The sequence below is a fragment of the Psychromicrobium xiongbiense genome, from assembly GCF_030271165.1.
Classification (GTDB): Bacteria; Actinomycetota; Actinomycetes; order Actinomycetales; family Micrococcaceae; genus Renibacterium; species Renibacterium xiongbiense.
In genome coordinates this window covers 73,018-93,602 of the sequence record NZ_JASSZH010000012.1, presented here as the reverse complement: position 1 = coordinate 93,602, position 20,585 = coordinate 73,018, and the positions used below count along the sequence as shown (strand labels likewise).

At 64.8% G+C, this 20,585-nt stretch carries 22 protein-coding genes; 13 read left to right on the top strand and 9 right to left on the bottom strand.

Annotated features, from left to right (window positions below; translation table 11 throughout):
- Positions 1–60: 60 nt before the first annotated feature.
- The 5 genes from QQM37_RS05315 (at position 61) to QQM37_RS05295 (ending at position 3,585) form a co-directional block, all read left to right on the top strand.
- Entirely contained in the window at positions 61–486 is a 426-nt protein-coding gene (locus QQM37_RS05315; RefSeq protein ID WP_285725540.1) for a CoA-binding protein, read from the top strand.
- A gap of 107 nt (positions 487–593) precedes the next feature.
- On the top strand, positions 594–1,460 hold the full coding sequence (locus QQM37_RS05310) for a polysaccharide deacetylase family protein (RefSeq protein ID WP_285725539.1): 867 nt from the start codon (positions 594–596) through the stop codon (positions 1,458–1,460).
- Positions 1,460–1,870, top strand: coding sequence for an MmcQ/YjbR family DNA-binding protein (locus QQM37_RS05305; protein ID WP_285725538.1), 411 nt, complete (start codon positions 1,460–1,462; stop codon positions 1,868–1,870). Before QQM37_RS05310 ends, QQM37_RS05305 begins: the two co-directional genes overlap by 1 nt.
- A complete protein-coding gene (locus QQM37_RS05300) occupies positions 1,867–2,448 on the top strand; it encodes a DUF1990 family protein (RefSeq protein WP_285725537.1) in 582 nt (193 codons plus the stop codon). Before QQM37_RS05305 ends, QQM37_RS05300 begins: the two co-directional genes overlap by 4 nt.
- Positions 2,449–2,664: 216 nt before the next feature.
- On the top strand, positions 2,665–3,585 hold the full coding sequence (locus tag QQM37_RS05295; RefSeq protein ID WP_285725536.1) for a patatin-like phospholipase family protein: 921 nt from the start codon (positions 2,665–2,667) through the stop codon (positions 3,583–3,585).
- A 96-nt stretch (positions 3,586–3,681) separates the two neighbouring features.
- Here the strand turns inward: QQM37_RS05295 and purL are convergent, their stop codons facing one another.
- Genes purL through purS form a run of 3 tightly spaced genes read right to left on the bottom strand, consistent with a single transcriptional unit; the run spans position 3,682 to position 7,014 of the window.
- Positions 3,682–5,991: a phosphoribosylformylglycinamidine synthase subunit PurL gene (gene purL / locus QQM37_RS05290; protein ID WP_285725535.1), complete on the bottom strand. Its 2,310-nt coding sequence runs from the start codon at positions 5,989–5,991 to the stop codon at positions 3,682–3,684.
- Positions 5,988–6,770, bottom strand: a complete 783-nt coding sequence (gene purQ, locus QQM37_RS05285) for a phosphoribosylformylglycinamidine synthase subunit PurQ (protein ID WP_285725533.1) — start codon at positions 6,768–6,770, stop codon at positions 5,988–5,990. The genes purL and purQ overlap by 4 nt, the downstream gene beginning before the upstream one ends.
- On the bottom strand, positions 6,763–7,014 hold the full coding sequence (purS, locus tag QQM37_RS05280; protein ID WP_285725532.1) for a phosphoribosylformylglycinamidine synthase subunit PurS: 252 nt from the start codon (positions 7,012–7,014) through the stop codon (positions 6,763–6,765). Before purS ends, purQ begins: the two co-directional genes overlap by 8 nt.
- 209 nt (positions 7,015–7,223) lie before the next feature.
- Between purS and QQM37_RS05275 the strand changes: the two genes are divergently transcribed.
- Both QQM37_RS05275 and QQM37_RS05270 read left to right on the top strand, forming a co-directional pair.
- Positions 7,224–7,682: a YchJ family protein gene (locus QQM37_RS05275; RefSeq protein WP_285725531.1), complete on the top strand. Its 459-nt coding sequence runs from the start codon at positions 7,224–7,226 to the stop codon at positions 7,680–7,682.
- Between the two features lie 53 nt (positions 7,683–7,735).
- A complete protein-coding gene (locus tag QQM37_RS05270; RefSeq protein ID WP_285725530.1) occupies positions 7,736–7,873 on the top strand; it encodes a hypothetical protein in 138 nt (45 codons plus the stop codon).
- Between the two features lie 331 nt (positions 7,874–8,204).
- On the opposite strand, the gene QQM37_RS05265 is transcribed toward QQM37_RS05270, so the two are convergent.
- Together QQM37_RS05265 and QQM37_RS05260 are read right to left on the bottom strand one after the other, a co-directional pair.
- Positions 8,205–8,963 (bottom strand): SDR family NAD(P)-dependent oxidoreductase, encoded by a 759-nt coding sequence (locus tag QQM37_RS05265; protein ID WP_285725529.1) that lies wholly within the window; start codon positions 8,961–8,963, stop codon positions 8,205–8,207.
- Positions 8,960–9,874 (bottom strand): fumarylacetoacetate hydrolase family protein, encoded by a 915-nt coding sequence (locus tag QQM37_RS05260; RefSeq protein ID WP_285725528.1) that lies wholly within the window; start codon positions 9,872–9,874, stop codon positions 8,960–8,962. Before QQM37_RS05260 ends, QQM37_RS05265 begins: the two co-directional genes overlap by 4 nt.
- A 212-nt stretch (positions 9,875–10,086) precedes the next feature.
- Between QQM37_RS05260 and QQM37_RS05255 the strand changes: the two genes are divergently transcribed.
- The 6 genes from QQM37_RS05255 (at position 10,087) to QQM37_RS05230 (ending at position 17,025) form a co-directional block, all read left to right on the top strand.
- Positions 10,087–11,430: an L-fuconate dehydratase gene (locus QQM37_RS05255; RefSeq protein ID WP_285725553.1), complete on the top strand. Its 1,344-nt coding sequence runs from the start codon at positions 10,087–10,089 to the stop codon at positions 11,428–11,430.
- Positions 11,431–11,544: 114 nt separating this feature from the next.
- Positions 11,545–12,783 carry an ABC transporter substrate-binding protein gene (locus QQM37_RS05250; protein ID WP_285725527.1) on the top strand — a complete coding sequence of 413 codons (1,239 nt, stop codon included), beginning with the start codon at positions 11,545–11,547 and terminating at the stop codon, positions 12,781–12,783.
- A gap of 61 nt (positions 12,784–12,844) precedes the next feature.
- Complete coding sequence (locus QQM37_RS05245; RefSeq protein ID WP_285725525.1) at positions 12,845–13,819, top strand: carbohydrate ABC transporter permease; 975 nt, start codon at positions 12,845–12,847, stop codon at positions 13,817–13,819.
- Positions 13,809–14,687: a carbohydrate ABC transporter permease gene (locus QQM37_RS05240; protein ID WP_285725524.1), complete on the top strand. Its 879-nt coding sequence runs from the start codon at positions 13,809–13,811 to the stop codon at positions 14,685–14,687. Before QQM37_RS05245 ends, QQM37_RS05240 begins: the two co-directional genes overlap by 11 nt.
- Positions 14,688–14,746: 59 nt before the next feature.
- Positions 14,747–16,045 carry an alpha-L-fucosidase gene (locus QQM37_RS05235; RefSeq protein WP_285725523.1) on the top strand — a complete coding sequence of 433 codons (1,299 nt, stop codon included), beginning with the start codon at positions 14,747–14,749 and terminating at the stop codon, positions 16,043–16,045.
- Positions 16,045–17,025 carry an aldo/keto reductase gene (locus QQM37_RS05230; protein ID WP_285725522.1) on the top strand — a complete coding sequence of 327 codons (981 nt, stop codon included), beginning with the start codon at positions 16,045–16,047 and terminating at the stop codon, positions 17,023–17,025. Before QQM37_RS05235 ends, QQM37_RS05230 begins: the two co-directional genes overlap by 1 nt.
- Positions 17,026–17,115: 90 nt before the next feature.
- Here QQM37_RS05230 and QQM37_RS05225 read toward each other — a convergent pair whose 3' ends face one another.
- The 4 genes from QQM37_RS05225 to QQM37_RS05210 all read right to left on the bottom strand — a co-directional run bounded on the left by QQM37_RS05225 (position 17,116) and on the right by QQM37_RS05210 (position 20,583).
- Complete coding sequence (locus QQM37_RS05225; protein ID WP_285725521.1) at positions 17,116–18,129, bottom strand: hypothetical protein; 1,014 nt, start codon at positions 18,127–18,129, stop codon at positions 17,116–17,118.
- 134 nt (positions 18,130–18,263) lie between these two features.
- The gene (locus QQM37_RS05220; RefSeq protein WP_285725520.1) at positions 18,264–19,280 is read right to left on the bottom strand and encodes a hypothetical protein; all 1,017 of its coding nucleotides are present in this window, start codon (positions 19,278–19,280) and stop codon (positions 18,264–18,266) included.
- Between the two features lie 58 nt (positions 19,281–19,338).
- Positions 19,339–20,025, bottom strand: coding sequence for a FadR/GntR family transcriptional regulator (locus QQM37_RS05215; RefSeq protein WP_285725519.1), 687 nt, complete (start codon positions 20,023–20,025; stop codon positions 19,339–19,341).
- An 18-nt stretch (positions 20,026–20,043) separates the two neighbouring features.
- Entirely contained in the window at positions 20,044–20,583 is a 540-nt protein-coding gene (locus tag QQM37_RS05210) for a hypothetical protein (protein ID WP_285725518.1), read from the bottom strand.
- Positions 20,584–20,585: the final 2 nt, after the last annotated feature.

Here is a 20,585-nt window from a genome sequence, read left to right as displayed (position 1 = left end):
GCGCCATTGGGGAGGAGAAGTCGGAGCAGATCTCAGGGCTCATGGGCGTACGCTGGCGGTATGAGCGAGTACCGTGACGAGGCGACCATCCGGAGGCTGCTGTCCACCCGTGGACGCTGGGCCGTCGTAGGGCTGTCCACCAACACAGCGCGTCCGGCGTATGGCGTGGCCCGCTTCCTTCAGCACGATCTGGGCCAGGAGATCATTCCGGTGAATCCTCGGGGCGAAGGGGTGCACGGCGCTGAGGGTTATCAGAGCCTGGCAGAGGTTCCCGGACCCATCGATGTAGTGGACTGCTTCGTGAATTCCGAGCGGGTCGGAACGGTGGTGGATCAGGCCATCGCGGTAGGCGCCGGGGCCGTCTGGTTGCAGCTGGGAGTCATCGATGAGGCAGCAGCGCACCGTGCTCAGAAGGCCGGGCTCGCCGTGGTCATGGACATGTGCCCGGCGATTGAAGCACCGCGCCTCGCGGGTGGCTTATCATAGAGCCAGAGGCTGTCCGGGGGGACCGAGAAGCCACAGATTAACGCCGCATTATCCTCGCTCGCCAGCAACCGCTGGACGGGAAGTACCTTCGCTTCTCAGGATGTTTTATGTCTGATGCACCGCTGCCTGCCCAGCGCCGCAAACCCTGGTTCTGGGCGCTGGTCGCTGGGCTGGCCGTCATCGTGCTGGCCGGTGGAAGTTTCCTTGTCTACCGGACGGTGACCAATGCCTCACCGCAGGCAGGCACGGGGATTTCCGGTGAATCTGCCATGATCGCGGGTGTTTCCAAGCCCAGCCCAACGCCGACGGCGCCTTCGGCTGCACCGACTGCCACGCCGACCCCCGCCGAGCCGGACATTGTTCCGGACTATGTGCTGCCGCCCATCGAAAATGGCATGGTCCCGGTGATCACGCGGATTCCCACCCAGCAGAAAGTCGTCTTCCTCACAATCGACGATGGCGGGACCAAGACTCCGGAGATCATCCAGGTCATGAACCAGAACAAGGTCAAGGCGTCCCTGTTCCTGGCACACATGTTCATCCAGAATGACCCGGAGTACTTCAAACAACTCACCGCGACCGGCAGCAAGGTCGAGGACCACACCATGACCCACCCGCTGAACCTGATTCAGCTCTCCTATGCGCAGCAGAAAGCGGAGATCTGTGGGATGGCGGATTTTGAGGCGAAGACCTACGGCCGCCGCCCGGTCCTTTTCCGACCGCCGGGCGGCCCGTATACGCCGTCCGTGCGCAAGGCGGTTGCCGACTGCGGGATGAAGGCGATTGTCGACTGGGAGACCAAGGCCAACGCGGGCAGAATGGAATACCAGACGGGCAAATCGCTACGTCCCGGCGACATTGTGCTCATGCATTTCCGGCCTGAGTTCGCTCAGGACTTTGCTGCTTTCCAGGCGGCGCAGAAGGCAGCCGGACTGCAGGTGGTGCTGTTGGAGGACTACCTTAAACTGGCCTGATGAACGCTGATCAACTGCGTCGACTCTGCCTGGGAATGCCGGGAGCCTTTGAGGATTTCCCGTTCGGGCCGGAGACCTCCGTCCTGAAGGTCCGGGCGGTGAGTACTGCCGGGGCTCCCGCAAAGATGTTCGCGGCCTTCCGTGAGGACAGCATCCCGCTGACCGTGTCGCTGAAATGCGATCCCACGCTCGCCGAGCAGCTGAGGGCGGCCCATCCCGAGATCATCCCCGGCTATCACCTGAACAAAAAGCACTGGAATACGGTGGATTGTACGGGCGGGCTCCCGGAGGAACTGATCCGTGATCTGATCGAAGATTCCTATGATCTGGTGGTCTCCGGTCTGCCGAAATCACAGCAGGAGGCGCTGGAGTGGCGTGGGCTGGTCGCCAGAGGAACGGAGAGCCAGTGAACGTCGAGGAGCTGACGTACCAGCCGGTCGGCATGAGCCGGATATTGCTGGATTCGGACCACATTCTGGCCACCCCTGCCGGTTCCGATCAGGCCGGTTCTGGAGTGTCGCGGCGGCCTGTGGCCTGGCCTGCCGGATTCCGCGCGGTGCGCCATCGTGTGGCCGTCGGTCACGGTGAAGACATCTTTCAGCGGCTGGGAAGCGCCATTCTTGGCTGGGGAATCCAGCGCGGGGCCGGGCTGAGCGTGTCTGCTTCCGCTCCGGTCACCGTAGGGGCCGATGTCGTCACCGGCTTCGGTTGGGGCTCTTTCCGGCTGCCTGCGCCTTGCCGGGTGGTCTGGGCGGAATCAGGTCCCAGGCTGATCGGCTTCGGTTATGGCACGCTGCCTGGCCATCCGGCATCGGGCGAGGAAGCGTTCGCAGCTCAGCTGGACGATGACGGAGCTGTGCATTGCGTGATCCTTGCCTACAGCGTGCCTTCGCCGGGCCTGTACACTCTGGGTGCGCCCGTGGCGCGGGCGGTCCAGTCGCTGGTGACGAAGCGGTATCTGCGCGCCGCTGAACGGCTAGCAGCCTAGGCCGTGGCCCCAGGCTGCGGCATCGGCCGATTGCGCGCGGCAGGGAACATATGCAAACATTGCCGTGATCGTGAGCCGTCAAGAGGAGGTGAGACCCATGTATGCAGTATCCGCAATGGGTGCTCCCCTGCAGACCACGATTCCACGGCTGAACTAGTCAGTTAGTCCAGTCGCCACCCGGGAGCCCCGACAAGCACTTCGCGAAAGGGGACTCCCATGAACATCAATTCTTCACACTCGCACTCTTCCGACCGGGCTCTGGTTCTGGCCGGTGCCGGCGCAGCAGGCAACGCGTGGCAGCTCGGGCTCATTGCCGGCCTGGCCGATGCCGGCGTCGACCTCACTGAGGCCGAGCTCATCGTGGGCACCTCGGCAGGAGCAACGGTCGCGGCCCAGATCACCAGCGGAACGCAACCCGCTGACTTGTACGCCGCCATCCTTGCCGCAGGAAGCCAGCAGCCTCAGCCGCCACGGGCTGGCTCTGCCGGATCGCTTCGCCGTCCTGGCCCGACTCTCAACGGCCAGAGTTACCTGGAGTGGTCGGACGGCATCATCGCTGCCTCGGAGGACGCCGCAGCCATGCGCCGTGCGATGGGCTCCGCTGCGCTCGAGCGGGACACCTCCGATGGTGCTGACGCGGCCCGTTGGCGGACCGTCGTCGAGGCCAGGCTTCCGCGTCACGAATGGCCGGAGCAGCGCGTTCTGATCGCCGCGGTCGATGCGCGGACCGGGGAGCCGGTGGTCTTCGCTCGCCATAGCGGCATCGACCTGGTGGATGCCGTCGCTGCGAGCACCTCCGCGATGACGCCCTACTGGATCGGTGAGAACCGCTACCTCAACGGAGGCTACCGGCGTAGCTCCAACACCGACCTGGCGGCTGGATACGGAAGGGTCCTGGTGCTGGATCCCTTCAGCGGCCGGTCGCGGCATCCTCTCGGGTGGGGGATGGACCTGGAAACACAGGTCGCTGAGTTGCGCGCGGCGGGCAGCGCCGTGGAGACCGTCTTCCCGGATGCCGGTGCGGGCGATGTGTTCAACGCCAACGCCCTGGACCCGTCAACCCGTGTACCGGCAGCCCAGGGCGGCTACCGGCAGGGGCAGGCGTTCGCCGGGCAGCTCAACGACTTCTGGCGCTGATGCCGGGCCCCTGTGTTCCCCTCCCAACTAGGTCGCAGTAGCCCTCTGCTACCTAGTTGGGAGGGGGAGAGGGCTGCGCAGAGCGGGGAGATTCTCCTAGCCGAAGTACTTCGGCAGGGTCGCTTCGTGCGCTTCGCGGAGCTCCGCCAGTGAGCAGTTGAACGCTCCCTGAACATCCAGCGTCCCGGACTGTGCGTCCACCACACCGATCCGCAGGTGCGCGAAGCCCCGTGCCGAGCACATGTCGTTGAAGCGGACTTCCTCCGACCGCGGCACGGCGACCAGCGCTCGGGCCTGGGTCTCAGAGAACAGCGCCTCAAAAATCGAGATACCGTCGCGTTGGGCCAGCTCAGCCAGCCCCACCCGGGCGCCGACGCCGTAGCGCAGCGCAGACTCCACCAGGGCTGCCGCGAGGCCACCCTCGGAGAGGTCGTGCGCGGCATCGATCATGCCGTCGCGGGAGGCGTTGATCAGGATCTCGCCCAGGGCGCGCTCGGCAGCGAGGTCAACTGTGGGCGGCAGCCCGCCGAGGTGTCCGCGCAGATTGGCCCATTCGGAACCATCCAGCTCGGCCGCCGTCGTGCCCAGCAGGTAGATGGCCTGGCCGTCTTCCTTCCAGCCCGAGGGGGTGCGGCGGGCGACGTCGTCCAGTTTGCCCAGCACAGCCACCACCGGGGAGGGGTGGATGGGTGTGGTGCCGGTCTGGTTGTACAGCGAGACGTTGCCGCCGGTCACCGGGATGCCCAGCTCCATGCAGGCGTCGGAGAGTCCGCGGATGGACTCTGCCAGCTGCCACATGACATCCGGATCCTCGGGGGAGCCGAAGTTCAGGCAGTCGCTGACGGCCATCGGCACGGCGCCGGAGGTGGCGACGTTGCGGTAGGCCTCGGCCAGCGCCAGCTGCGCCCCGTGGTACGGGTCGAGGAAGGTGTAGCGGCCGTTGGCGTCGGTGGCCAGGGCCACGCCCAGACCGGTTTCCTCATCCACACGGACCACGCCGGCATCGTCCGGGAACGCCATGGCGGTGTTGCCGCCCACGTAGCGGTCGTACTGGTTGGTGATCCAGTCTTTGGAGCACATGTTCGGCGAAGCGACCAGCTCCAGCACGGCTGCCTTGAGGCCCTCGGCATCGGTGGGGCGGTCGGCATCGGCCTCCGAGCCCGCAAAACGGGAGGCCTGCAGGGCATCCTGCCACTCGGGCCGGGCGTACGGGCGGTCGTAGACCGGGCCGTCGTGGGCCACGGTGCGCGGGTCGACGTCGACAATGACTTCGCCTTCCCACGTGATGATCAGGCGCCCGGTGTCGGTGACCTCACCGAGCCAGGAGTATTCCACGGCCCACTTCTCCATGACGGCCTCAAACGCGGCAATGTTCTCCGGGGTGACAACCGCCATCATGCGTTCCTGCGACTCCGACATCAGGATTTCGCCCGGGGTCAGGGTGGGATCGCGCAGCAGGACGGAGGTCAGCTCAACCTCCATGCCGCCGTCGCCGTTGGAGGCGAGCTCCGAGGTGGCGCAGGAAATGCCCGCGGCGCCCAGGTCCTGGATGCCCTCGACAAGGGAGCCCTTGAACAGTTCCAGGCAGCACTCGATGAGCACCTTCTCGGCGAAGGGATCGCCCACCTGGACGGCGGGGCGCTTGGAGGGCTTGGTGTCATCGAAGGACTCCGAGGCCAGCACCGAGGCGCCGCCAATGCCGTCGCCGCCGGTGCGTGCACCGAACAAGACCACCTTGTTGCCCTTGCCGGAGGCATTGGCCAGGCGGATGTCCTCGTGGCGCATGACGCCCACGGCCAGGGCATTGACCAGCGGGTTGCCCTGGTAGATGGCGTCGAAGACCATCTCGCCGCCGATGTTCGGCAGGCCCAGCGAGTTGCCGTAGCCGCCAATGCCGGCCACTGCGCCGTGCATGACGCGGGCGGTGTCCGGGTGGTCGATGGCGCCGAAACGCAGCGGATCCATCACGGCCACCGGGCGGGCGCCCATCGAGATGATGTCGCGGACAATGCCGCCGATGCCGGTGGCGGCACCCTGGTAGGGCTCCACGAACGACGGCGAATTGTGGCTTTCGATCTTGAAGGTCACGGCCCAGCCGTCGCCCAGGTTGGTCACGCCGGCGTTCTCGCCGATGCCCACCAGCATGTCCTTCTTCATTTCCTCGGTGACCTTCGCACCGAACTGGCGCAGGTGGTTCTTGGAGGACTTGTAGGAGCAGTGTTCGCTCCACATCACGGAATACATGGCCAGCTCGGCGCCGGTGGGGCGGCGGCCCAGGACCTTCACGACGTCGTCGAACTCGTTCTGCTTCAGGCCCAGCTCGGCCCACGGCAGCTCGACGTCAGGGGTCCTGGCGGCGTTTTCGACGGTGTCGATGTTGAACTTCTTGGCGGTTTCCGCGGTCATCGGGCGCCTTCCGCAGCATGGGTCAGGATGGTGGTCAGAACAGAGGTGAAGAAGCCCTGGCCGTCGGTGCCGTTCTGGGTTTCACCGGGGAGGGATTCCGGGCCGAAGCCAGCTTCCACAGCATGCTCAGGGTGCGGCATCAGGCCCACCACGTTGCCGGCGGCGTTGGAAATGCCGGCGATGTCGCGGCGGGAGCCGTTCGGATTGAAGCCGACGTAGCGGAAGGCCACTCGGCCCTCCGCCTCCAGCTCATCGAGCGTCTTCTCGTCCGCGATGTACTGGCCATCCTGGTTCTTCAACGGGATGGTGATCTCCGCACCAGCCGCATAGGCGTTGGTCCAGGCGGTGTCAGTGTTCTCCACGCGCAGCACCTGGTCGCGGCAGAGGAACTTGAGATGGTCGTTCTTGATCATCGATCCGGGCAACAGATGCGCCTCGGTGAGGATCTGGAAACCGTTGCAGATGCCCAGCACGGGCAGCCTGGCAGAGGAGGTGGCGGCATCGACGATGCGGGACATCAGCGGGGCGAAGCGGGAGATCGCGCCGGCCCGCAGGTAGTCCCCATAGGAGAATCCGCCGGGGATGACGACGGCGTCCACGTCCTGCAGCTCGGAATCCGCATGCCAGAGTGGAACCGCGGTGGCACCGGAGAGGCGGACGGCGCGGATGGCGTCCCGGTCATCCAGCGTGCCGGGGAAGGTCACAACGCCCACCCGGGCGGCGGAGACGTCCGCGGTCAGCGAGTCGGTCGGCATGTCAGTGGAAAGCAGCTCAGTCATCGACGACCTCAACGTTCACGACGTCTTCGATCACCGGGTTGGAGAGCAGCGTCTCCGCGGCTTCCCGGGCCTGAGCCAGAAGGGCCTCCGTGACCTCGCCCTCTACGGTCAGTTCAAAGCGCTTGCCCTGACGGACGGCAGAGAACTCGGTGAATCCCAGGCGGGGGAGAGCCCCCACAATGGCTTTGCCCTGCGGATCGAGGATCTCGGGTTTGGGCATGACATCGACAACGATCCGGGGCATCCGGTCACCTCTTGTTTTCATTTCACGGGGCGGAGAAAACATCGCGGAGGTGAGCTGTCCAGAGGATCAGCGTTAAACGGGTGCCGTCTCACGCTGACACCCGCAGACACCTCCAGGAGGTGCCGCTCTGTGCATCCAGCGCTCCGCGAGCTTGCCCCACCAGTCTACCGGGTGTGCCGTAGGTGCCACGTCCCGTTTACTCTGGGGGAATGGACCCTTCCCAGAGACCGGAATCCTGCACTCCGGAATCCCCGACGCCGCAGCGATGCCCCTGCCTGAGTGGGGAGAACTATGTGCTGTGTTGCGGGCGGTTCCACCGGGGCGAGGCGCAGGCTCCTACGGCGGAGGCGTTGATGCGCTCGCGCTACAGCGCCTTTGCTCTGGGCGAGGCCGCGTATCTGCTGGCGAGCTGGCACCCGGGCACGAGGCCCACCGAGTTGGCGCTGGACCCGGAGATTCACTGGACTCGCCTGGACATCCTCGCCAGCACTGCGGGCGGCCCCTTCGACATGGAGGGTACCGTGAGCTTCCGTGCGCGCTACCGCGTGGAGCCCAACGGCGGAGCCGCGCCGAGCTCTCGGCGCGGGGTGCAGGAGGAGTTGAGCCGCTTTATACGGCAGGACGGCCGCTGGTTCTACCTGGACGGCGTGGTCGGCACCCCCGGGTGACGCATAGGAGTTCTCCTCAGGGATACGGTCTAAAGAGCGGGAAAAGCAGCCAGATGAGGGCCGATGGCGGTACGGCCACAGTGCCGCGGACCGAGCCGGTGCTGGATTCCTGGGAGTCTCTGGAAGGCTCCCTGCGGATGTCCATCCTGTTCGCCGGACAACCTGGTCAGCTGAGCCGGTTTCCGTTGTGACCGGAGGCTCTACCTACAAAGAATCGATGAGGTCACGCATGAGCTGGGATGCAGTGGTGTGACGCTCGTGGCCAATACTGACTGGCTGACCTACGACTGCCTTGCCTTGGTGGCTTCCGGCGTAGCCGTGTTCTGACTCTGCCTCGCTAGCCCAGCGTGGAACGGGTACTACGAGCTCGTGACTTCAGGGTAGTGTCCCTGTGCCCGCGCGAGTGGTGAGGTTATGCCCTCAAGCGCGTCGCTTGAGGGCATAACCTCACCACTCGCGCACTGCGGCGCCCTTTCGGCGGGCTTTCGGCGGGCTTTCGGCGGGCTTAGATCCCGCCCTGGCTCAGCTCCCAGCAGGGCGCAGGCGCAGGCCCTGCATGCCGCCGTCGACGGCAATCGAGGTCCCGGTGGTGGAGCCGGCCAGTGGGCTGGCCAGATATGCCACGGCTTCGGCCACTTCTGCCGGGGAGACCAGGCGTCCGTGCGGCTGGCGAGCCTCCAGGGCAGCGCGCTCCGCAGCCGGATCCGGGGCGGTGCCGAGCAACCGGCCTATCCACGGCGTATCCGCAGTACCCGGGTTGACGCAGTTCACCCGGATGCCCTCACGCAGATGATCGGCAGCCATCGCCTGGGTGAGCGAGAGCACCGCACCTTTGGTGGCGCTGTACAGGGCACGCTGCGGCAGGCCTGCCGTCGCGGCAATGGAGCAGGTGTTGACGATGGCGGCCGCAGGGGACTGGCGCAGCCATGGCAGGGCGGCACGGCTGAGCCGCACCAGGCCCAGGACGTTGACGTCCCAGACGCGATGCCATTCCTCATCCGTGTTGTCCTCAACGGTGCCCTGCGCGCCGATCCCGGCATTGTTGACCAGTACGTCCAGCCGGCCGAAGTGGTCGGTGACGGCCGCGATCGCTGCCTGGACGGCATCGTCGTCGGAGACGTCACAGACGACGCCGAACTGCCCCTCCGATAGGTCATCGATCCGCAGATCCAGCACGGCCACCGAGGCGCCGCGCTCCTGCAGTCGGGCTGCAATTGCCGCGCCGATTCCGGAGGCGCCGCCCGTGACGACGGCTACCAGCTGATCGAAGTCCTGGCTCATGACTGTGCTCCCTGGGTGGACTGGCTTCCCTGAGTGGAGCCGGGAACAGCGCGGTAGAACTCCTGGCGCATCCGCCCCAGGCCGGCAATCTCCAGCTCGGCGACATCGCCGTCCTGGAGATAGGGAAAGCGGCCGGAGAGCGCGACGCCCTCCGGGGTGCCGGTGAGTACCACGTCACCGGGTTCAAGCACCATGTACTGGCTCAGGTGGTGCAGCAGGAAGGGGACCTTGAAGATCAGGTCCGCTGTGCTGGAATCCTGGCGGGGTTCACCGTTGATCCAGCTGCGCAGGCGCAGATCACTCGCATCGATGTCCTCGGCCAGCACCAGCCAGGGGCCCAGCGGTGTGGAGGCGGGCAGTGACTTGCCCTTGGTCCACTGGCCGGCTGCGCCCGGAAGCTGGTAGTCACGCTCGGAGAGGTCGTTGGCCACCGCATAGCCACCGATCGCCCGGGCGGCTTCCTCGGGGCTGGCGGCATAGCTGAGTCGCTGAGAGACGATGACGGCCAGCTCCACCTCCCAGTCATAGCGCTCGCTCAGCGGGGGAATGGGGGCAGCATCGTCCGGGCCGACGACCGTGTTGGTGGGCTTGAGAAAGACCACCGGGATCGTGGGCGGAGCGGCGCCGGACTCGGCGGCGTGCGCCGCATAGTTCATCCCGATGCACACGAGGTTCCCGGGACGGGTGACCGGAGCGCCGATCCGCAGTCCGCTCAGATCCAGCGCCGGTAGCTGACCTGCCGCCAGGGCGTCGCGCAGTCGTGCCGGGCCTTCGGTAGTCCAGAATTCGGCATCGTAGTCCGCGGTCACGCTGGAGGCGTCCCAGGCTTGCCCGGGAATGCCTCCGCTCGGATCCTCTGTCAGTACAGCCGGTCGTTCCTGGCCGGGGGCACCTACCCGGATGAGTCGCATGCACTGCTCCTTTGCCTGATGCTGAGTTCCCTTCGCCCGGAGGCTTTGCCACCCGTTGTGGTGAATCATCTGAACTCTTGACGGTCTTCATCGACATTCTTCCGCAGAAATTTCCTGTTGACAAGTTATACATCGGATGTTTAGGTGGGGTTGTTGATGCAACCACCAGATCATGAAGGAACGCAGTGGCACTTACGGTAGACGGAACAGAGATCAGCGAGGCCTGCCCGGTTCCCGCCCAGGCGCGTGTCACGTCCCTGGAGATCACCGACGTGCGGTTCCCCACCTCGGAGAGCCTCGATGGATCCGATGCGATGAACACGGACCCGGACTACTCCGCCGCCTATCTGCGTATCGTCACCGATTCCGTCGATGGCCTGGAGGGCCACGGCTTTGTCTTCACCATTGGACGGGGCAATGAGGTGGAGGTTGCCGCCATCCGTGCGCTGGAGCCCATGCTGCTCGGTGCTGAGCTGGATGCCCTGCTGGGCGATATGGGTGCCACCTGGCGGACCCTGGTACACGAATCCCAGCTGCGCTGGCTCGGCCCGGAAAAGGGCGTCATCCATATGGCCATCGGTGCCGTGATCAACGCCTTGTGGGACCTCAAAGCCAAACGTGCGGGCCTGCCTCTCTGGCAGCTGCTGGCCTCCATGACAGCCGAGGAACTGGTAGCACTGGTCGATTTCCGCTACCTCACCGATGCACTCACTCCGGAGGAAGCGCTGGAGATCCTGCGGGCCGCCGAACCCGGCAAAGCCGCGCGGATCGCGGGGCTCCAGGAGCTGGGCTACCCGGCCTACACCACGAGCCCGGGCTGGCTGGGCTACTCCGATGAGAAGCTGGTCCGGCTCTGCCGGGAGGCAGTGGCGGACGGCTTCGAGCAGGTCAAGCTCAAGGTCGGCGACAATCTGGACGACGATGTACGCCGGGTCCGGCTGGCCCGCGAGACCATCGGACCGGGGATCCGGCTGGCGGTCGACGCCAATCAGCGCTGGGAGGTAGCGCAGGCCATTGACTGGATCACGGCCCTGGCCCCCTACGACCTGGCCTGGGTGGAGGAGCCGACCAGCCCGGACGACATCCTGGGCCACGCCGCCATCGCCCGGGGAATTGCCCCGGTGCCGGTGGCCACTGGTGAGCATGTGCAGAACCGGATCATCTTCAAGCAGATGCTCCAGGCGGAATCGCTGAAAGTTCTGCAGATCGATGCCGTCCGCGTGGCCGGAGTCAACGAAAACGTGGCCATCCTCCTGTTGGCGGCAAAGTTCGGTGTGCCGGTCTGCCCCCATGCGGGCGGCGTGGGCCTCTGCGAAGCGGTGCAGCACCTCTCGATGTTCGACTTCGTCGCCGTCTCCGGCTCCATGGAGGGCCGGATGATCGAATTCGTCGACCACCTTCACGAACACTTCGTGACACCGGTGGACGTGCACGCCGGCCGCTACTGGCCGCCATCGACCCCTGGCGCCGGGAACGAAATGTTCCCCGCCTCACTGCGCGATTTCAGTTTCCCGGATGGCCGGGAGTGGGAGAGGAGGCTTGGCGCAAAGCACTGATCAGCCCGATGTCATCGGCGCGGTGCGCACAGTTGCACTGCGGGATCCTCCCCCACGGCTCCCGTTCACGGACACGTTCACACGACAAGTTCACACGGACAAAAAGGAGAAATCATGCGCAAAGGAGCGCTTGTGGCAGGGGTACTGGCTCTGTGCCTGATGGGTGTCACTGCCTGCGGAAATTCCACCCCGACGACCGCTGACGGCAAAACCGAGCTGACCTGGGGAATGTGGGTGAGCGGCACCGATGATCAGAACGCCTGGCAGAAGGTCGCCGATGAGGCCAGCGCCACGCTCGGCGATGTCAAAATCACCTTGCAGGGTGCCACCTTCCAGGACTATTTCACCAAAATGAGCACTCAGCTTGCCTCCGGGAATGCCCCGTGTCTGGTCGCCGTGCAGAGCCTGCGCACCGCCCAGCTCAAGGACGGGCTGCTACCCCTGGCGGATCTGGTCAAGAAGAACAACGTAGACCTTTCCGCCTTCGACAAGTCGATGATTGACGGGCTGAGTGCGGACGGCAATCTCTACGCCCTGCCCTACGACGTGGGCCCCGTGGTGATGTTCTACAACAAGGACATGTTCGCCGCAGCCGGTCTGCCGGAGCCCAAGCCCGGGTGGACGGCGGACGAATTCCTGGCCGATGCGAAGAAGCTCACCGGCAATGGCAAATACGCCATCGCCCCGGATCCGGCTGATCTGAGTATTGAACCCCAGATCCTGGCCTACAACGGGGGGCGCGTCCTCACCACCGATGCCAAGCTCGATCCCAAAAATTCGGCATTTTCCGCCGGTCTGCAGTGGGTCTCGGATCTGACCAATGTGTACAAGGTCTCGCCGCAGCTCCCCGGCGGTGATACCTCCTTCAGCACCAACCAGTTCCAGGCAGGCACTACGGCCATGCATATCGACGGACCGTGGTCCCTGCTCGATGCCAAGGCGAAGGTCTCCTTCAACCTCGGCGTGACGACCCTCCCGGCAGGTCCGGGTGGCGGAAAGACCTACAGCGCCGGCTCAGGGTGGGGCATCTCCAAGAACTGCGCCACCCCGGATAAGGCGTTTGCCGCGTTGAAGGAAATGACCGGGGACAAGATCCTCTCCGAACTCGGCGCGGCAGGACGAGCTCTGCCTGCCCGTACCGCAGATCAGCCCAGCTGGATCAACAATGCCAAGATTCCGGGTGTGGATGCCCTGCTCAAGACGGCATCCTCCACAGCGGCTCCGATGCCGAGCAATACCAACAGTGATCAGTTGGGAACTCTCTTCAATCAGTACCTGATCAAGTCCATCAACGGTCAGCAGAAGGCCAGCGACGTCATGAATGACATCGCTTCCCAGCTACCCGCCAACTGACCACGCACGGGCCGGGTGGCAACTGCACCGCCCGGCCTGAGTGGGGGAGAGGAGTGAGTCAGTGGTCATCCATCAGATTTCAGCCCCAACGGATGTTGTCACCGGTGCCGTGGGGAAGACCGTAGCGGCCTCCGGGGGCAGACGCAACCGGAAAGCCGCAGATACCGGCGGGCGCAGGAGCGGCTGGGGCGTCGCCTTTGCGCTACCCCATGGTGCAGGCCTGGTGATCTTCACCGTCCTGCCGATCGTCGCCTCGCTGATCATCAGCATGTTTAACTGGCCGTTGCTGGGAACACCCAGCTGGACCGGCATCGGGAACTATCTGAAGCTGTTCAATGACCCGATCTTCGGTCAGGTCATTCTCAACACCGTGCTTTTCGTGGTGCTGTACGTGCCGTTCAATCTGGTCATTTCCCTGGGGCTGGCGGCATGGCTCACGCCCCGGATCAAGGGCCGGCACATCTTCCGGGTGATCTTCTTCATTCCCGCCATCACCCCGGTGGTGGCCAATGTGGTGGTCTGGCGGATGCTCTATCAGCCGGGCGGGTTCATCGACGGGATGATGCAGTCGACCACCGGAGCGCATGCGCCGAATTTCCTGGGTGACGAACACTGGGCGCTGCTGGCCGTGGTGGCGATGAGCGTCTGGCAGGGCTTCGGTTACAACCTGCTGGTGTTCTCTGCTGCTCTGGATGCGGTCCCGGAGCAGCTGACCGATGCGGCGCAGATTGACGGCGCCAATGCCTGGACGGTGTTCTGGCGGGTGAAGTTCCCGATGATCTCGCCGTCCATTTTCTTCGCTACCATGATGACGCTGATCACCTCCTTCCAGGTCTTCGCACAGCCCTTCATCCTGACCAAAGGCGGCCCCGGATCCTCGACGTCCACGATTGTTCTCTACATCTACAACCAGGGCTTCCAGTTCCATCAGCTCGGCCTGGCCTCTGCTGCGGCCTGGGTGCTGTTCGTCATCATCCTGGGTGTGACGGCCGTGCAGTTCCTGGGTCAGAAGAAGTGGGTGCACTATGACGCATGATGCCGTCGCCGCACGGAAGCTTGCGATACGCAGCCGTCCGCTGGGTGAGAGGGTCAGGCGGGCGATCGGTTACACCCTGCTGTGCCTGATCGGGCTGATCTTCATGTCGCCGCTGATTTACATGGTGGCCACCTCGCTCAAGCCGCCGAACGAAATCTTCACCATCCCACCTACCCTGTTCGGCTCAGAACTGCGTTGGGGGAACTACGCGGAGGCGCTCAAATATGCTCCTTTCCTGAAGTTCATGCTCAACGGCCTGATCGTTGCCGTGCTGGGAACCGCCATCACTCTGGCGGTCTCCGCGCTCTCCGGCTACGCCTTCGCCCGGCTGCGCTGGCGGGGCCGGAATGCCATCTTCGCGGTCTTCCTGGCGACCCTGATGATCCCGCAGGAAGTCCTGGTGGTACCGATGTTCGTCATGATGCAGAAGGTCAACCTGACCAACTCCTTCGCGGCGCTCATCGTGCCCTGGGCCTTCACCGCTTTCGGCGCCTTCCTGCTCCGCCAGTTCTTCCTGGGCCTGCCTCAGGAACTGGACGATGCTGCCCGGGTGGACGGTGCTGGAACGGTGCGGACCTTCTTCTCGGTGATGCTGCCGCTGGCCCGGCCCAGCCTGGCGGTGCTCGCGGTGTTCACCTTCATCGCCTACTGGAATTCGTTCCTCTGGCCGCTGATCGTGATCAACGATGCCCAGACGCTGGGCACCATCCCGCTGGGCCTGCAGATGTTCTTCGGCCAGCAGGGTTCACAGTGGCATCTGGTGATGGCGGCAGCTGTGATCTCCATGGCACCCACCGTCGCCCTGCTCCTCCTGCTGCAGAAGCACCTGGTCCGGGGCATCGTCACCAGCGGCCTCGGTGGGCGCTGACCCTGTTTTCTGAGCTTTCTCTGAAATCCTCTTAACCGAATCATTCTGAACGGAGCACCATGATTTCCCACGCACCCTGGTTCACCGAAGCGCGCTTTGGCATGTTCGTCCATTGGGGGCTTTACGCCCTGCCAGCCCGCCACGAGTGGGTGATGACCCGCGAGCAGACCGCACCGGAGGACTACGAAAAGTACGCACAGTTCTTCGACCCGGATCTCTATGACCCCCGTGCCTGGGCCAAGGCCGCCAGGGCCGCCGGCATGAAGTACGTAGTGCTGACCACCAAGCACCACGAGGGATTCTGCCTCTGGGATTCTGCCCTGACCGACTACAAGGTCACCAACACTCCCGCTGGACGAGACCTGGTGGCCGAGTATGTTCAGGCCCTGCGTGAGGAGGGGCTGAAGGTCGGCTTCTACCACTCGCTGATTGACTGGCACCACCCGGATTTCCCGATCGACGGCCACCACCCGCTGCGCAACCACCCGGAGGCCGCGCAGCTCAACGAGAGCCGCGATATCGCCACATACCGGGAGTACCTGCACGGGCAGGTGCGGGAACTGCTGAGCAACTACGGCACCATCGACTACCTGTTCTTCGATTTCTCCTACAGCACGGACACCTACCCGGAGGGGATCTCCGGTCACGTCTGGGGTGGCAAGGGTGCGCAGGACTGGGGCTCTGAAGACCTGATGGCGCTGGTTCGCGAACTTCAGCCGGGCATCGTGGTCAATGACCGTCTGGAGATCCCGGGCGACTTCATCACACCGGAGCAGTACCAGCCGGCCGGGGAGATGCTCGATGCCGCTGGCCGGCCGATTATCTGGGAGGCCTGCCAGACGCTCAACGGCAGTTGGGGCTACGACCGGGATAACGAAGACTACAAATCGGTTCCGCTGCTGATCCGGATGCTGGTCGATGGCGTCTCCAAGGGCGGCAATATGCTGCTCAACGTCGGCCCGACAGGGCGCGGAAACTTTGACCCGCACGCGCTGGAGTCGCTGGCCGGGATCGGCGAGTGGATGGCATTGAACTCCCGCTCCGTCTACGGCGCCGGCCCCTCCGCGTATGCGCCGCCCGCGGATGCCCGGTACACCCAGCGCGGGAACCGGCTCTATCTGCACCTCTTCGCCTGGCCGTTTGAGCACGTTCACCTGCCTGATCTGGACGGCAAGGTGGAATACGCGCAGCTGCTCTCCGATGCCTCGGAGATCCACTTCAGCGGCGCTGATCCGAATCAGAGCGCGCAGAACACCACGCCGGGGGCACAACCTGCCGGCACCCTGACCCTCCGGCTGCCCGTGCGCCAGCCCGAATCCGCGGTGCCCGTCATCGAACTTTTCCTGAAGGACGCCTGATGCCCGCAGCGGACTTGCATCCTGAGCTCGGGCGGTGGGGCTTCGGCGCAGCCGGGATCGGCAACCTCTACCGCGAGGTCTCCGATGAGGTTGCCACCGCCACGGTGCAGGCTGCCTGGGACGGCGGGGTGCGCTATTTCGATACCGCACCCCACTACGGACTGGGTCTTTCCGAACGCCGCCTGGGAGCTGCGCTCGCGGATAAGCCGCGGGATGAGTACCTGGTGTCCACCAAGGTGGGGCGACTCGTGGTGCCGAATCCGGATCCGACTGAGGACGATATGGCTTCCGGGTTTGCCGTCCCCGGCACGCTGCGTCGCCAGTGGGATCCCAGCGAGGCGGGCGTGCGCCGCAGTCTGGACGAATCCAGGGAGCGACTAGGCCTGGATCGGATCGACATTGCCTACCTGCATGATCCGGATGTGTACGATCTGGGGCAGGGCATCGCCGAGGGGTTACCCGCGCTGGCGACGCTGCGTGCGGAAGGTGCGCTGGGCGGCATCGGCGTCGGTGCAAACTCCGCTGAGGCGCTGGTGGCGTGCGTGCGTGCGGCTCATGAGCAGGGGCATGGCCTGGATTTGGTCATGCTGGCCGGGCGCTATACCCTGCTGGAGCAGCCCGCGCTGGCCGAGTTGCTGCCGCTGTGTATGGAACTCGGTGTGGGTGTGGTCAATGTGGGCGTCTACAACTCGGGTCTGCTGGCCCGGGCAGTGGTTCCCGAGGATGCGCACTACAACTACGCGCAGGCACCCGCCGAGCTGATTGCGCGGGCCAGGACACTCGCGGAGGTGTGCCAGGAGTTCGGGGTGGACCTGCCGACGGCGGCGCTGCAGTACAGCCTGCGCTATCCGGCGGTGCGCAGCGTGGTGGTGGGTGCGGCATCGCCCGCACAGATGGAGCAGAACGTTGAGCGAGCCCAGACTGCTGTCCCGGAGGAACTCTGGGTGGAGCTGATCCGCCGGGGGCTGATCCCGGCGTAGGTTTGTGCCGTCGAGTGGTGAGATCTGGCCCCTAACAGTCACTGTTAGGGGCCAGATCTCACCACTCGACGGGCTCAGCGCTTGTCCAGTTCAGTGCTTGTCCAACTCAGCGACCAGGGCTGTGGTCGCGGTGATCAGCGCCGGGCAGGCGCTTTCGTCCCGCCCGGTGATGGTGGTCGTGAGAACAGTCAGCTTCGATGATGGATAGTAGGGCGCATGACCGGTCAGTGCTGGGTCGTCCGGGTACTGCACCGCGACGGAGCACTTGCTCACGCTGCTGGAACTCTTGGGGGTAAAGAGATGCTGAGCCTGGTGACCCTCCACGGCAAAGGATGTGGCGGTGTGCTGCGGATCGCTCAGCCCACCGCTCAGCGCTGCCTTGATGTTGAACTGCAGCGGGGCGTCAAGGGACCCAGCGCTGCATTCGCGGTGACCAGGATCGCCAGCGGCCACTTTTGCAGACTGGTCCCCTCCGGCCAGCTGTGCAAAATGAATCTGCTCGGCGGCGGCGCAGATGTCCAGCGAGAGCAGGTTTCCTGACGCCCAGGTGATGGTTGGCAACTGGTCTGGCGCAGTGGAGTCCAGATGTTTGAGCAGAACAGTGCTGATGGCGATGGCCTGCGACCTGCTGTCGGGGGAATTGATGCCGTACCGCGGGTTGATGACGAAGGAATACCCTTTGGGGCTGTAGGCCTCCAGGGTGTGGAGGGGTGATTCCCAGAGCCAGCCGCCGGTAACCTTCCTGGTCTGGGAGTCGCTCAGTATCCTGGCCCACGCGCCGTCGTCCGTGGGCGAGCTCTCTATGGACACGGTAAAGTCCGGCAGGCCGAAGGAAGGCTGCGAAGGCCCGTCCGAGAAGACGACACAGCCGTTCGCCGGGCTGAAGTCCCAGCCTAGGGCGGGGTTCGCCCCCTTGCTGCTGAGCGGTATCGCGGCAAGTTCATCCACCGGGAGGAACGTGCAGACGTCGAGTCCACGAGCCACCTGCTGCGAGGGATCGGCCGGTCTGGGAACACTCGGTGCCGTTGAACAGCTGGTGACCATGGCCACCAGAAGAATGCAGGCCGTGGCGCCCATGCTGATCCGGGATGGTCTCCGCTCCATGTGGTCAGCCTAAGCAGCTACGTGGAGTATCACTATGGAGAGGACTACCCATAGCGCGTCGAGTGGTGACGTATGGCCCTCAACCCGGTCGGTTGACGGCCGTACGTCACCACTCGATTGCGCCCCGGGGCGGCTCAGCGCTTGTCCAACTCAGCGACCAGAGCGGTGGTCGCTGTCACCAGGGTGGCGCAATCTGGCTTGTCCTGGATGGTCGTCACGGAAAGGGTGGGAATTCCGGAGCCTGGGATGGTTCTGCCCACCACTGCCGGATCGTCCGGGAACGTCACTTTGAGCTGGCACGAACCCGGGCCCTCGCTGAGTGTCGCCGGATGCCGAGCGATGGTCAGTGTTGAAGCGCCGGCCGACGTCCCGGAGTCTAAGGTGGCAGAGAGGTTGACGTAGGTGGGGGCCTTGCCCAGATCGCAGGAGCGGTGGGTGGCATTTTTCGCGGCGAAAACCTTTCCGAACTGGGGCTCAAGAGTGTTTGTGAAGCTGCTGCTCTGGGCCAGAGCGCACAGATCCGCGGTGAAAATGCTGTGCGGTGCCCACGCAATCTCGGGTGCGCTGGTGCCAGAATCCAGCGCGTTCAGCAGGATTTTGCCGATTGCCGCGGAGGCCCTGGAATCGGCGGAGCTGCCTGCGATGAGGGTGAAGGCGTAGCCCTTGGCGCTGTAGGCGTGCGAGACTTTTCCGGTCCCGGTTGAAGGGGCGGCAAGCCAGCCGCCGGGGACGGAATCTAATCTAAGGTAGCTTCCCTCGCTGAAGTTGTGCGACCAGGTGTCCTGGTCTGGAAAATTGTCCACCGACACGGAAACGGCCGGAAGCTGAAGAAGGGGCAGAACCGTCGCTGTCGGTCTGGCGGTGGATCCAGATCGGTCATCGGTATAGATGTCACAGGTATCCGGGTCGCGGCCGAGGGCCCGCCAGGCTTGAGCACCCCCGAGGCTGGTCAGCGTGGCCCGAAGATCGCTCAGAGGCAGCAGCGCACAGACATTGAGGGCGCGCATCTGCTCCATGGATGCCGGGGCTGGTCGAGGTGGCGTGGAGGACTGGCTCGAGGAGCCGCCGGGCAGAAGAGAGCAGGATGTCAGCGCCATCATCAGGGCAAGCCCGCAGGCCGCAGTGAGGTGACGCAGCGTGGGGCGGGTCATAGCAAAATCCTAGGGTGCTGCCTGTGCGGCCTGCCATGGGGACAACTGCCCAGACCGTTTACTCCTGGTGCTCCAGAGCCTTCCGCAACCAGCCCTCGACGCCGCTCACATGCGCGGTCACCAGTGCCCGGGCCAGTTCGCCATCGCCCCTGCTCAGCGCGTCGGCAATCGCGGCATGCTCATTGAGCGTGCGCTCCACCGCGCCCTCCTGGGTGAGGCCGCGCCAGATCCGGGCGCGAATGGTGCTGCTGGACATGCCATCGAGCAGGCTGAGCAGGTACTGGTTGCCGCTGGCCTGATTGATCAGTCGGTGGAACTGCAGGTCATTTTCGACGAGTTCTTCGATCGTGGTGTCCGCGGCATTCACGGAGGAGATATTCGCGCGCAGGGCGGCGACACCGTCCGGGCTGAGCTTGCTGGCTGCCATCGCCGCAGCCGCCGGCTCCAGCATGCGGCGCACCGCGAAGATCTCCAGCACCGTACTGTCCTGGTGCAGGTCCACCACAAAGGAGATGGCCTCGTTGAGCATCTGAGGTTCCAGGCTGGTGACGTAGGTGCCGTCACCGCGCCGGACGTCCAGGACGCGGACGATTTCCAATGCCTTGACTGCCTCGCGCAAGGAACTGCGGGAGAGCCCCAGCTTCTCGCTGAGTTCCTTCTCCGGAGGCAGACGGTCACCCGCGGCGAGCTCACCGGCAACAATCATGCCTTTGATTTTGTTGATTGCTTCATCCGTCAGGGCCATAGGCTCAGTGTATAGACCTCAGTTACCGCCGCCGGCAGCGGAGCCGAAAAGTGGTTTCAGCAGATTCCATTGTTCGATAGTGCAGCCATTGTGCTGATCGAAGGTCTTGTCGACCTGACGCCCGTTGACGATGCCGGTCACCTCCGCAGTCTGTGGGCCGCCAGACTGCTGGGTGCAGATGGTGGCCGGGGGAGCGAAGGCGGCAGCGCCGTGCTGGACGAGCGCCAGGCAGGCACCTGCCGGATCTGCGATGTTGACCGCCGAGGCCGCGGAGGATCCCTGGCAGCTTAGCAGCGCGGTCACCACGGGCCCGGTGGCCGAGGCATGGATCCGCACGGTGATCTCTGAACGGTCGGTGCCGCTCTGCGGGGGCGCGGGGGTGGCACCGGTTTCCGGAGCGGAGAACTGGGGCAGCGAGCTGTTGGGAGTGCTGGGCTGGGCCGAAGAACTGGGCGTGCTGGTAGAAGGCCGTTGATGTGGGCTGCAGGAGACCAGCGCGCGCGTGGAAGCCGTCAGGACCAGTAGCGTCACGATCGCCGTTACGCGAGTGATTGCCATGC